Source organism: Pseudomonas sp. S2_H10, from assembly GCF_054668285.1.
The window spans coordinates 6,714,048-6,727,942 of the sequence record NZ_CP162754.1; the positions used below are offsets into that span (position 1 = coordinate 6,714,048).

Sequence of the window (13,895 nt, forward strand, 5' to 3'; positions counted from 1 at the left end):
CCTGGCTCTGTCCAGGCCGTTTTCATTTGTGTTTCAGTGTCTTGGATAAATCTCCTGCTACGTAAGCCAAAGGTAAATTGCCGGTAAAGGCGCTTTGCTTAAGACCCGCCAGTGCTTATCGTTCAGCCTCATGTAAAAAAGCCCACGCGCCCAATGGTTGATCACTCAATGCAATCCTCCGCTTCCCGTAGTCCTCGTCGCTGGCTGTTCGGCCTGCTTGTCCTGCTGGTCATCGCCGTCCTGTGCTGGAAATTCTGGCCCGGCAGCGCTGCACCCAAAGAGGCAGCGGGGCAAAAAGCCGTCGCCGGGCATACCGGCCGGTCGGGGGGGACGCGTCCGGGGTTCGGTGGGGCGTCCGGGCCGGTACCGGTGCGCGTGGCGCCGGCAGTCACCGGTGATTTCCCGCTGTACTTCAAGGCGCTGGGCACGGTCACGGCGCTGAACACCATCAATGTGCGCAGCCGCGTCGGCGGTGAGCTGGTCAAGATCTCTTTCGAAGAAGGGCAGATGGTCAAGGCGGGCGACCTGCTGGCCGAAATCGACCCACGCCCTTACCAGAACGCCTTGCTCCAGGCCGAAGGCACCTTGCTGCAGAATCAGGCGCAGCTGAAAAACGCCCAGGTCGACGTCGAGCGCTATCGCGGCCTGTACCGCGAAGACAGCATTGCCAAACAGACCCTGGACACCGCCGAAGCGCTGGTTGGTCAGTTCCAGGGCACGGTCAAGACCAATCAGGCCGCGGTCAACGATGCCAAGCTCAACCTTGAATTCACCAAGATCCGCGCACCGATCACCGGACGCGTCGGCCTGCGTCAACTGGACGTCGGCAACCTGGTAGCAGCCAACGACACCACGGCACTGGCGATCATCACCCAGACCCAGCCGATCAGCGTGGCTTTCACCCTGCCGGAAAACAGCCTCGACACCGTGCTCGCGCGTTATCGCAGCGGCGCCAAATTGCCGGCCGAAGCCTGGGATCGCGGTGACACCAAACTCCAGGCCACCGGCGTGCTGCAGAGCCTGGACAACCAGATCGACGTGACCACCGGCACCCTGAAATTCAAGGCCCGTTACGAGAACCGCGACCAGTCGCTGTTCCCCAACCAATTCGTCAACGTGCGCCTGCTCGCCGATACCCTCAAGAACGTCGTACTCGCGCCTTCCGCCGCGATCCAGTTCGGCACCAACGGCACGTTCGTCTATGCCCTGGACGGTGACAAGAAGGTCAAGATCCGTCAGTTGAAAGTCGGCGCCAGCGATGGCGTGAACACCGTGGTGACCGAAGGCCTGTCGGCGGGTGACCGGGTTGTACTGGAAGGCACCGACCGCCTGAAAGACGGCAGCGAAGTGGAGGTGGTCAACGACAGCCAGGATGTGCCGACCACCCCCACCGAACACCTGCAAGGCAAGTCGGCGGCCAACGCGGCAGAGCCTGCGACCACTGACAAGGCGAAAAAGGGCGGCGCATGAATCTCTCGCGGCTGTTCATCCTTCGCCCGGTAGCCACCACGCTGAGCATGCTGGCCATTATTCTGGCCGGCGTGATCGCTTACCGGTTGCTGCCGGTGTCGGCCTTGCCCCAGGTCGATTACCCGACCATTCGCGTCATGACCCTGTACCCCGGCGCCAGTCCGGATGTCATGACCAGCGCGGTCACCGCGCCGCTTGAGCGCCAGTTCGGGCAGATGCCCGGCCTGACGCAAATGGCGTCCACCAGTTCCGGCGGCGCGTCGGTGCTGACCCTGCGCTTCAGCCTCGACATCAACATGGACGTGGCCGAACAACAAGTGCAGGCGGCGATCAACGCCGCGACCAACTTGCTGCCCAAGGACCTGCCGGCACCACCGGTGTACAACAAGGTCAACCCGGCCGATACACCGGTGCTGACCCTGGCCATCACGTCCAGGACCATGTTGCTGCCCAAGCTCAACGACCTGGTCGATACGCGCATGGCGCAGAAAATCGCCCAGATCAGCGGCGTCGGCATGGTCAGCATTGCCGGCGGTCAGCGCCAGGCCGTGCGGATCAAGGTCAACCCCGAAGCGCTGGCCGCCAACGGCTTGAACCTGTCGGACGTGCGCACGCTGATCGGCGCCTCCAACGTCAACCAGCCCAAGGGCAACTTCGACGGTCCGACCCGGGTCTCGATGCTCGATGCCAACGACCAACTGACGTCGCCCAAAGACTACGCCAACCTGATTCTGGCCTACGCCAACGGCGCGCCGTTGCGACTGAAGGACGTCGCGGAAATCGTCGACGGCGCGGAAAACGAGCGCCTGGCGGCCTGGGCCAACGAGAACCAGGCCGTGCTGCTGAACATCCAGCGCCAGCCCGGCGCCAACGTGATCGAGGTGGTGGACCGGATCAAGGCCCTGCTGCCGAGCATCACCGACAACCTGCCGGCCGGCCTTGAGGTCACGGTGCTGACCGATCGCACCCAGACCATCCGCGCCTCGGTCAAGGACGTGCAGCACGAACTGCTGATCGCCATCGCCCTGGTGGTCATGGTCACCTTCCTGTTCCTGCGTCGCGCCAGTGCCACGATCATTCCGTCGGTGGCCGTGCCGCTGTCGCTGATCGGTACGTTCGGCGTGATGTACCTGGCCGGGTTCTCGGTCAACAACCTGACCCTGATGGCCCTGACCATCGCCACCGGTTTCGTGGTGGACGATGCGATCGTCATGCTGGAGAACATTTCGCGTTTCATCGAGGAGGGCGACAGCCCCCTGAACGCCGCGCTCAAGGGCGCCAAACAGATCGGTTTCACCCTGATTTCCCTGACGTTGTCGCTGATCGCCGTGCTGATCCCGCTGCTGTTCATGGCGGACGTGGTCGGGCGCCTGTTCCGCGAATTCGCCATCACGCTGGCGGTGGCGATCCTGATTTCCCTTGTCGTGTCCCTGACCCTGACGCCAATGATGTGCGCGCGCCTGCTCAAGCGTGAACCCGGGGAAGAGGAGCAGGGGCGTTTCTATCGTGCCAGCGGTGCGTTCATCGACTGGATGATCGCCGCCTACGGACGCAAGTTGCAGTGGGTGCTCAAGCACCAGCCGCTGACCCTGATGGTGGCCATTGGCACTCTGGGGCTGACGGTGTTCCTGTACATGGTGGTGCCCAAGGGCTTCTTCCCGGTGCAGGACACCGGCGTCATCCAGGGCATTTCCGAAGCGCCGCAATCGATTTCCTTCGCGGCCATGAGCGAGCGTCAGCAGGAGCTGGCCAAGGTGATTCTGGCGGACCCGGCGGTCGAAAGCCTGTCGTCCTACATTGGCGTGGACGGTGACAACTCGACCCTCAACAGCGGTCGCTTGCTGATCAACCTAAAGTCGCACAACGATCGCGACCTCAGCGCAACGCAAGTCATCGCCCGCTTGCAACCGGAGCTGGACAAACTGGTCGGCATTCGCCTGTTCATGCAACCGGTGCAGGACCTGACCATCGAAGACCGGGTCAGCCGCACGCAGTACCAGTTCAGCATGTCGTCGCCGGACTCGGAGCTGCTGAGCCTGTGGAGCGGGCGGCTGGTCGAGGCTTTGGCCGACCGGCCGGAATTGACCGACGTCGCCAGCGACTTGCAGGACAAGGGCTTGCAGGTCTATCTGGTGATCGACCGCGATGCGGCGTCGCGGGTCGGTGTGTCGGTGTCGAACATCACCGATGCGCTGTATGACGCCTTCGGCCAGCGGCAGATTTCCACGATCTACACCCAGGCGAGCCAATACCGCGTGGTCCTGCAATCACAGTCCGGCGAGAAAATCGGCCCGGATGCGTTGAACCAGATTCACGTCAAGACCACCGATGGCGGGCAAGTGCGCCTGTCCAGCCTGGCACGCATCGAAGAGCGTCAGGCGCAACTGGCGATTACCCATATCGGCCAATTCCCGGCGGTGATGATGTCTTTCAACCTGGCGCCCGGCGTGGCGCTGGGGCATGCAGTCGAGCTGATCGAGCAGGTGCAGAAGGACATCGGCATGCCGATTGGCGTGCAGACCCAGTTCCAGGGCGCCGCCGAGGCTTTCCAGGCATCGTTGTCGAGCACGCTGCTGCTGATCCTGGCGGCGGTAGTGACCATGTACATCGTGCTGGGGGTGCTCTACGAGAGCTACATCCATCCGATCACCATTCTGTCCACATTGCCGTCGGCGGCGGTGGGCGCCTTGCTGGCGTTGATCCTGAGCGGCAATGACCTGGGCATGATCGCGATCATCGGCATCATTCTGCTGATCGGTATCGTCAAGAAGAACGCGATCATGATGATCGACTTTGCCCTCGACGCCGAACGCAATCAGGGCATGGACCCGCAAACGGCAATCTATCAGGCGGCGCTGCTGCGTTTCCGGCCGATCCTGATGACCACCCTGGCGGCGCTCTTCGGTGCCGTGCCGTTGATGCTGGCCAGCGGTTCCGGTGCGGAACTGCGCCAGCCGCTGGGTCTGGTGATGGTCGGCGGTTTGCTGCTGAGCCAGGTGCTGACGCTGTTCACCACGCCGGTGATCTACCTGTACTTCGACCGTCTCGGTCGGCGCTGGGGCCGCAAGCCTGAGTCCGTGGAAGCGGTAGAGCAGCCATGAACCTGTCGGGACCTTTCATCAAGCGCCCGGTGGCGACCATGCTGCTGAGCCTGGCGATCATGCTGCTGGGCGGCGTGAGTTTTGGTTTGCTGCCGGTGTCGCCGCTGCCGCAAATGGACTTTCCGGTGATCGTGGTCCAGGCCAGTCTGCCCGGGGCCAGCCCCGAGGTCATGGCGTCGACCGTGGCCACGCCTCTGGAACGTTCCTTCGGCAGCATTGCCGGGGTCAACACCATGAGCAGCCGCTCCAGCCAGGGTTCGACCCGGGTGATCCTGCAATTCGACCTGGACCGCGACATCAACGGCGCGGCGCGGGAAGTGCAGGCAGCCATCAACGCCTCGCGCACCCTGCTGCCGAGCGGGATGCGCAGCATGCCGACCTACAAGAAGGTCAACCCGTCCCAGGCGCCGATCATGGTGCTGTCGCTGACCTCGGATGTGCTGGAAAAAGGCCAACTCTATGACCTGGCCTCGACGATCCTGTCCCAGAGCCTGTCCCAGGTACAGGGCGTAGGCGAGGTGCAGATCGGCGGCAGTTCGCTGCCGGCGGTGCGTATCGAGCTCGAACCGCAGTCGCTGAACCAGTACGGCGTGGCCCTGGACGATGTGCGCAACACCATCGCCAATGCCAACGTGCGCCGGCCCAAGGGCTCGGTCGAAGATGACCAGCGGCTGTGGCAGGTCCAGGCCAACGACCAGCTGGAAAAAGCCAAGGACTACGAGTCGCTGATCATCCACTACAACGGCGGCGCAGCCCTGCGCCTGAAGGATGTGGCCAAGGTCAGCGATGGCGTCGAGGACCGCTACAACAGCGGTTTCTTCAACGACGACGCGGCGGTGCTGCTGGTGATCAACCGCCAGGCCGGCGCCAACATCATCGAGACGGTCAACGAGATCAAGGCGCAGTTGCCGGCGTTGCAGGCGGTGCTGCCGGCCAGCGTCAAGCTCAACCTGGCCATGGACCGCTCGCCGGTGATCAAGGCCACGCTGCACGAGGCGGAAATGACCCTGCTGATCGCCGTGGCGCTGGTGATCCTGGTGGTGTTCCTGTTCCTTGGTAACTTCCGCGCTTCGCTGATCCCGACCCTGGCGGTGCCGGTGTCGCTGGTCGGCACCTTTGCCGTGATGTACCTCTACGGCTTTTCGCTGAACAACCTGTCGCTGATGGCGCTGATCCTGGCCACCGGGCTGGTGGTGGACGATGCCATCGTGGTGCTGGAGAACATTTCCCGGCACATCGACGCAGGCGTGCGCCCGATGAAGGCCGCGTACCTCGGCGCCGAGGAAGTCGGCTTTACCTTGCTGTCGATGAACGTGTCGCTGGTGGCGGTGTTCCTGTCGATCCTGTTCATGGGCGGGATCATCGAAAGCCTGTTCCGCGAATTCTCGATCACCTTGGCGGCGGCCATCGTGGTCTCGCTGGTAGTGTCGCTGACCCTGACCCCGATGCTTTGCGCCCGCTGGCTCAAGCCGCATACGCCGGGTCAGGAGAACCGTTTGCAACGCTGGAGCCAGCGGGCCAACGAATGGATGGTCGGCAAATACGCCACCAGCCTCGACTGGGTGCTGCGCCACAAGCGCCTGACGTTGCTTAGTCTATTCGTCACAATTGGCGTTAACATTGCGCTGTATATTGTTGTTCCTAAAACATTTTTGCCGCAGCAGGATACAGGGCAGCTGATCGGTTTCGTACGCGGCGACGACGGTCTGTCGTTCAGTGTGATGCAGCCGAAGATGGAAGTTTTCCGCCGCGCAGTGTTGAAGGACGAGGCGGTGGAAAGCGTCGCCGGCTTCATCGGCGGCAACAACGGCACCAACAACGCCTTCATGCTGGTGCGCCTCAAGCCAATCAAGGAACGCAGCCTTTCCGCGCAGAAAGTCATCGAGCGCCTGCGCAAGGAAATGCCCAAGGTTCCCGGCGCACAACTGATGCTCATGGCGGACCAGGACCTGCAATTCGGCGGCGGCCGCGAGCAGACCACCTCGCAATACTCGTACATCCTGCAAAGTGGCGATCTGGGGGCGTTGCGCGAGTGGTATCCGAAAGTCGTCACCGCGCTCAAGGCCTTGCCGGAGCTGACGGCGATTGACGCGCGCGAAGGCCGCGGTGCCCGGCAAGTGACCCTGATCGTCGACCGTGACCAGGCCAAGCGCCTGGGGGTCGACATGGACATGGTCACGGCGGTGCTGAACAACGCCTACAGCCAGCGGCAGATATCGACCATCTACGACAGCCTCAACCAGTATCAGGTGGTGATGGAGGTCAATCCGAAATACGCCCAGGACCCGATCACCCTCAAGCAGGTCCAGGTGATCACCGCCGATGGCGCGCGGATCCCGCTGTCGACAATCGCCCACTACGAAAACAGCCTGGAAAACGACCGGGTCAGCCACGAAGGCCAGTTCGCCTCGGAAAGCATTGCGTTCGACATGGCCGAAGGCGTGACCGTGGAGCAGGGTGGTGCCGCCATCGAGCGGGCGATTGCCAAGGTCGGCCTGCCGGAAGACGTGATCGCGAAAATGGCCGGCACAGCTGACGCTTTCGCGGCGACTCAAAAAAGTCAGCCGTGGATGATTCTGGGGGCGCTGGTGGCGGTGTATCTGGTGCTCGGCGTGTTGTACGAAAGCTACATTCACCCGCTGACGATTCTCTCGACCTTGCCGTCGGCCGGGGTCGGCGCGTTACTGTCGATCTATGCGCTGGGCGGAGAATTCAGCCTGATTTCGTTGCTGGGGCTGTTTCTGCTGATCGGCGTGGTGAAGAAAAACGCGATCCTGATGATCGACCTGGCGTTGCAGCTGGAGCGACATCAGGGCATGGCGCCGCTGGAATCGATTCGCAGCGCCTGCCTGCAGCGTTTGCGACCTATCCTGATGACCACGCTGGCGGCGATCCTCGGTGCCTTGCCGTTGCTGCTCAGTCGCGCCGAAGGGGCGGAAATGCGCCAGCCGCTGGGCCTGACCATCATCGGCGGACTGATCTTCAGCCAGGTGCTGACCCTTTACACCACCCCGGTGGTTTACCTCTATCTCGACAAACTGCGCCATCGCTTCAATAAATGGCGTGGGGTGCGTACCGATGCTGCTCTGGAAACTCCGCTATGACTGAACGTTCGCTTTTTAACCTGGCTGCACCGCTGATCACGGCTCGAGGCTCGCGTCTGTTGAGCCTGTCTCTGTGCGTGGCGATGCTCAGTGCCTGCGCCGTCGGCCCGGATTACCAGCGCCCGCAAACCGCCGAGCCTGTGCAGTACAAGGCCGCAGAAGGCTGGCGTCAGGCCAACCCGAGCGACGCCCTGGCACGCGGCGCATGGTGGGAGTTGTACGGCGACCGACAGCTCAATGGCCTGATCGACAAACTCAACAGCTCCAACCAGACCGTGGCCCAGTCCGAGGCCCAGTACCGTCAGGCCCAGGCCTTGGTGCGCAGTGCCCGTGGGGCGTTCTTTCCGACGGTCGACCTGACTGCCGGCAAGACCCGCTCCAGCCAAGGCACTGGCAGCAGCAGCTCCAGCCTCAGCAGCTCTTCCAGTGGTATCCGCGACACCTATACCGCCCAGGCCGGCGTCAGTTGGGAGGCCGACATCTGGGGCAAACTGCGGCGTGGCCTCGAAGCCGATACGGCCAATGCCCAGGCGAGCTTTGCCGACCTGGCGGCCATGCGCCTGAGCCAACAGTCGGAACTGGTGCAGAACTACCTGCAATTGCGGGTGATCGATGGCCAGAAGCGCTTGCTCCAGGACACGGTCGAGGCGTATCGGCGTTCGTTGAAGATGACCGAGAACCAGTACCGCGCAGGAGTCTCGGGCAAGGATGCTGTAGCCCAGGCCCAGACCCAGCTCAAAAGCACCGAAGCCGACATGATCGACCTGATCTGGCAACGTGCGCAGTTCGAGAACGCCATTGCCGTGCTGATCGGCCTGCCACCAGCCGAGTTCAGCCTGGCGGAAAGCACCGACATTCCGCAGTTGCCGCAAGTACCGCTGACACTGCCGTCGCAGTTGCTGGAACGTCGCCCGGACATCGCTTCGGCCGAACGCTCGGTGATCGCCGCCAACGCCAACATCGGCGTGGCCAAGGCTGCCTATTACCCGGACCTGACCCTGAGTCTGAACGGTGGTTACAGCAGCAGTACCTCGAAAGACTTGTTCAGCCTGCCGAACCGCTTCTGGTCGGTCGGGCCGCAATTGGCCATGACCCTGTTCGACGGCGGCCAGCGCTCGGCGGAAGTCGACCGCAGTGAAGCGGCCTACGACGAAACGGTGGCCAAGTACCGCCAGACCGTGCTGGACGGATTCCGCGAAGTGGAAAACTTCCTGGTGCAGCTCAAGGTGCTCGAGGACGAAGCCGTCGTGCGCCAACAGGCACTGGACGCCGCCCGCGAATCGTTGCGCCTGACCCAGAACCAATACAAGGCCGGTTTGATCGCGTACATCGATGTGGTGGTGACCCAGGCGGCGGCGCTGAACAATGAACGCAGTAACCTTGACCTGTTGCAAAGCCGCCTGATCGCCAGCGTGCAGTTGATCGCCGCGCTGGGCGGTGGCTGGGACGGGCAGCTCGAGGTGAGCGAAAACCAGTAGCGCAATCTAACGCACGCTGCCATCCCAGTGGGAGCGAGCTTGCTCGCGATAGCGGTGGGTCAGGCAACATCTATGCTGAATGTGACGCAGCCATCGCGAGCAAGCTCGCTCCCACAGGTGTTGTGGCGCCAGCAGCTTGAAGCGAGTTAATGTAAAACCTTAAAACAGGCGTTTCATCGGCCTGATGGCCTTTTGCTCATTTTGTGAGTGCGTTCTCATTTGGAATCAGTACAATCCCCGCATTTGCCCCCCAGCGAGAATCAATACCATTAACAGGGGCATTCGCGAGAAGTCCCCATGCTCATCGGTAGCTATTCCCCCACCCTGGTTATCATTTCGCTCTGCGTAGCGATTCTCGCCTCATACACTGCACTCGACCTGACCGGACGCATTGCCACCGCCAAGGGCCGCGCCGTGCATTTGTGGACCGCGGGCGGGGCCATCGCCATGGGCGTCGGCATCTGGTCGATGCACTTTATCGGCATGCTTGCGTTCAAGCTGCCGATCGACCTGGGCTACGACGGCGCAATCACCCTGTTATCGCTGCTGATCGGCGTGCTCTCCAGCGGTTTTGCCCTGTGGCTGGTCAGCCAACCGCAACTGCCGGCCTGGCAACTGGCCTTTGGCGCGCTGGTCATGGGCGCCGGTATCAGCGCGATGCATTATACCGGCATGGCCGCCATGCGCATGCAACCGGGCATCGACTACGACCCGACGCTGTTCGGCGCTTCGCTGATGATCGCGGTCGGTGCATCGGGTGCGGCATTGTGGATCGCTTTCCATCTGCGCCAGCACACGCCTTATGTTCGTCTGATCCGTGGCGGTGCCGCGGTGATCATGGGCATCGCCATCGTCGGCATGCACTACACCGGCATGGCCGCCGCACGTTTTGCCGATGGCAGTTTTTGCGGTGCGGCGCTCGATGGCCTGAGCGGCAAGGGCCTGGACAACCTCGTTCTGATCACCACGCTGGCGGTTCTGAGCATCGCCTTGCTGACCTCTGTGCTCGATGCCCGCATGGAGGCCCGCACCGCGAGCCTGGCGCATTCGCTGACCGAGGCCAACCGTGAACTCACCCAACTGGCCCTGCATGACACCCTGACCGGGCTGCCGAACCGGACGCTGCTCGCCGATCGAATCGATCAGGCCATGTCGCGCGTCCGGGAAGAGGGGGGCTGCTTTGCCCTGATGTTCATCGACCTGGACGGCTTCAAACCGGTCAACGATGCCTTCGGCCACCACATGGGTGATCTGCTGTTGCGCGAAGTCGCCCAGCGTCTGCGCGAAGACCTGCGCAGCCAGGACACCCTCGCGCGGATCGGCGGCGATGAGTTCGTGTTGCTGGTGCAATTGAGCGAACAGAACGACGCCTTGAACCTCGCGGCCCGTCAGGTCGGGCTGATCGCGCGGGCGTTCCGGGTGACCGAACATGATTTGCACATTTCCGCCAGCGTCGGCATCGCGCTCTACCCGGGTAACGGCCAGTCCGCCCAGGAATTGCTGATGAACGCCGACGCGGCGATGTACCACGCCAAGGGCGCGGGTAAAAACGGCTACAGCTTTTTCGATGCCTCGATGAACAGCAACGCGCGCAAACAGCTGCAATTGCTCCAGGACCTGCGCAATGCCGTGGAGCATCAGGAATTCAGCCTGTATTACCAGCCCAAGTTCGACGCCGCCAATGGCCGGCCGGTGGGCGCCGAGGCCTTGTTACGCTGGGAACACCCGACGCAGGGAATGCTGCTGCCGGACAAATTCATCGAACTGGCGGAAAAGACCGGCCTGATCATTCCGATCGGCGAGTGGGTGCTCAACGAAGCATGCCGTCAGATGCGCGAGTGGTACGTGCTGGGCTACACCGATTGGCGCATCGCGGTGAACCTGTCGGCCATTCAGTTTTGCCATGCCGGACTGGTCCAGAGCGTCGCCAAGGCCTTGGCCACTCACCATCTTCCGGCCAACAGCCTGACCCTGGAAATCACCGAAACCACGGCCATGAGCGACGCCGATGCGAGCATGACGGTGCTTCAGGAACTCTCGGAAATGGGCGTCGACCTGTCCATCGACGATTTTGGCACCGGCTATTCGAGCCTGATGTACCTCAAGCGCCTGCCGGCCAACGAACTGAAGATCGATCGCGGTTTTGTCCGCGACCTGGAGCGCGACAGCGATGACGCCGCCATCGTTTCGGCCATCGTTGCCCTCGGCCAGGCGTTGGGGTTGCGCATCGTTGCCGAAGGCGTGGAGACGGACTCGCAGCAAGACTTCCTGACTCAACTCGGTTGCGACTCGTTGCAGGGTTACTTGCTGGGGCATCCGCTGCCGGCCGCAGGCTTCATGGTGGAGATCCATCGCGGTGAGCAATTGCTCGAGGAGTTGAAAGCCGGTGCCGGGCGCGAAATGTCGATGACATGACAGTTGATGTGAGTCCATGCAAAAACCGCCAATGACGGTTATTCTTGCCCCCGACCGCTTAAGCTTTGATTGGGGGAAAGCTCGCATGGACAAAGTCATCGTCATCACCGGCGGCAGCCGTGGCATTGGGGCCGCCACCGCGTTGTTGGCCGCCGCACAGGGCTATCGGATCTGCATCAACTTCCAGGCCGACGAACAGGCGGCGCTCGGCGTGCTGGAGCAAGTCCGCGCCCTCGGTGCGCAGGCCATTGCGGTACGCGCCGACGTCAGCATCGAAGACGAAGTCATCGCGCTGTTCCATCGGGTAGACAGTGAACTGGGCCGGGTCACCGCGCTGGTGAACAACGCCGGCACAGTCGGGCAAAAGTCCCGGGTCGACGAGATGTCCGAGTTCCGCATCCTCAAAATCATGAAAACCAACGTCCTGGCGCCGATCCTCTGCGCCAAGCACGCGATCCTGCGCATGTCGCCCAAACACGGCGGGCAGGGCGGCAGCATCGTCAACGTGTCGTCGGTGGCCTCCCGCTTGGGCTCGCCCAACGAATACGTCGACTACGCGGCCTCCAAAGGCGCGCTGGACTCGTTCACCATCGGCCTGTCCAAGGAAGTGGCGGGCGAGGGGATTCGGGTCAATGCGGTGCGCCCGGGCTACATCTACACCGATTTCCACGCCTTGAGCGGTGACCCGGACCGGGTCAGCAAACTGGAGTCGGCGATCCCGATGGCCCGTGGCGGGCGGCCGGATGAAGTGGCGGAGGCGATTGTCTGGTTGCTGTCGGACAAGGCTTCTTATGCGACGGGGACGTTTGTTGATCTTGGTGGTGGTCGCTAGGAAGAATACATGCGTTGTCTACTGTCATTCCTGACAGTAGACGCCATCCTTGGGTGGGCCTAGATTCGCGGTAGTCTTTAAAAGGCCGCCTCGATTTGAACGCGCACACGCCATCGCTCAGTGTCATCGACCCACGCGGTTTAGCCGTTCGTGCGGTGGCGTACTGTCGGCAAGCGGCGATCGAACCGGTTTCGGCGCGAGTCACGCATCAGGTATTTGATTCGCTCGGTCGGCTGGTTCAACAGCGCGATCCGCGATTGTTTGCCTTGCGTCAGAACGATGTCCAGGTGCCGGCGAACTTGACCACGATCCATAACCTGACGGGGCAGGCGCTGTGCAGCGACAGCGTCGATGCCGGTTGGCAACTCGGGTTGCCGGGTGCGGCGGGGCAGGCGCTTGAGGCATGGGACCAACGTGGCTGGCATCGTCGCACCGAGCATGACCCATTGCTGCGGCCTGTTGCGGTGCATGAGCAGGCTGAGGGCGTACCCGAGCGCTGCGTCGAGCGGATGACATTTGGCGGTGCTTCGAACGATCACGCCAAGCATAATCGTTGTGGTCAACCGATCCGCCAGGACGACCCGGCAGGTACTCGCGTGCTGAGTGACTACGGCATGTCGGCCACGATCCTGCATGAGCGTCGTCACTTCCTGAACAGCTTCGACCCGGTTGACTGGCCGGCGTTGGACGCAGAACGCAACAGGCTGCTGGAGCCGGGCGTCGGCGCTCAGACTTTGTGGCGCTACGCGCCTACCGGCGAAGTGACGGCGCAAACCGATGCCAAAGGCCATGCCCGGCATTTTGCGCATGATTGCGCTGGTCAGTTGTATTCGGTGGGGCTGCAACGGTCCGGGCAGAGCCGCGCCTTGGTCAGTGTCATCCACTACAGCGCTTCAGGCCAGGTTGAACATGAGCTCGCCGGCAATGGCATGCGCACGACCTGCGCGTATGACCCAGCCAATGAACATTTGATTCTGCTCGCCACACAAGGCCCGGATCAGAGCTTTTTGCAGAAGTTGAGCTACGGTTACGACCCGGCCGGCAACATCACCGAAATCGCCGACGCCGCGTTGCCCATCCAGCATTTTGCCAATCAGCGCATCGAACCCGTGCGGCGCTTTACCTACGACACGCTGTACCAATTGAACAGCGCGACCGGTTGGGAAAGTGCCAAACCCTCATTGGGTCCCGCCTTGCCGGAGTGGCAGGCCTTCGGCCCGCCGGATGGCAGCCGCTGGTGCAACTACAGCGAAACCTACCAGTACGACGAGGCGGGCAATCTGTTGCGGCGCATTCATCAGGGCGCGGTGGGCGATACCTTGAGCATGCGCGTGGCGCCGCTGTGCAATCGCAGCGTCAAGGTCCACTCAATGCAATCAGTCATTGATGAGTCCTTCGACGCCAGGGGTAATCTGCTGGAACTGCAACCAGGGCAAGGCTTGCAGTGGAATGGGCGCAATCAGTTGGCTCAGGTCACACAGGTCCACTGACCCGA

General features: G+C 62.4%; 7 protein-coding genes. All 7 read left to right on the plus strand.

The window, feature by feature from the left end:
* Nucleotides 1-153 precede the first annotated feature (153 nt).
* Nucleotides 154-1,470: an MdtA/MuxA family multidrug efflux RND transporter periplasmic adaptor subunit gene (locus tag AB4O16_RS30460; protein WP_460156637.1), complete on the plus strand. Its 1,317-nt coding sequence runs from the start codon at nt 154-156 to the stop codon at nt 1,468-1,470.
* A complete protein-coding gene (locus tag AB4O16_RS30465; RefSeq protein ID WP_460156638.1) occupies nt 1,467-4,571 on the plus strand; it encodes an MdtB/MuxB family multidrug efflux RND transporter permease subunit in 3,105 nt (1,034 codons plus the stop codon). The genes AB4O16_RS30460 and AB4O16_RS30465 overlap by 4 nt, the downstream gene beginning before the upstream one ends.
* The gene (locus AB4O16_RS30470; RefSeq protein ID WP_460156639.1) at nt 4,568-7,675 is read left to right on the plus strand and encodes an efflux RND transporter permease subunit; all 3,108 of its coding nucleotides are present in this window, start codon (nt 4,568-4,570) and stop codon (nt 7,673-7,675) included. Before AB4O16_RS30465 ends, AB4O16_RS30470 begins: the two co-directional genes overlap by 4 nt.
* Nucleotides 7,672-9,153, plus strand: coding sequence for an efflux transporter outer membrane subunit (locus AB4O16_RS30475; protein WP_460156640.1), 1,482 nt, complete (start codon nt 7,672-7,674; stop codon nt 9,151-9,153). The genes AB4O16_RS30470 and AB4O16_RS30475 overlap by 4 nt, the downstream gene beginning before the upstream one ends.
* Before the next feature lie 297 nt (nt 9,154-9,450).
* Nucleotides 9,451-11,568, plus strand: coding sequence for a putative bifunctional diguanylate cyclase/phosphodiesterase (locus tag AB4O16_RS30480; protein WP_160386520.1), 2,118 nt, complete (start codon nt 9,451-9,453; stop codon nt 11,566-11,568).
* Nucleotides 11,569-11,653: 85 nt separating this feature from the next.
* A complete protein-coding gene (locus tag AB4O16_RS30485) occupies nt 11,654-12,400 on the plus strand; it encodes an SDR family oxidoreductase (protein WP_160386518.1) in 747 nt (248 codons plus the stop codon).
* A gap of 95 nt (nt 12,401-12,495) precedes the next feature.
* Nucleotides 12,496-13,890 carry an RHS repeat domain-containing protein gene (locus AB4O16_RS30490; RefSeq protein ID WP_460156641.1) on the plus strand — a complete coding sequence of 465 codons (1,395 nt, stop codon included), beginning with the start codon at nt 12,496-12,498 and terminating at the stop codon, nt 13,888-13,890.
* Nucleotides 13,891-13,895: the final 5 nt, after the last annotated feature.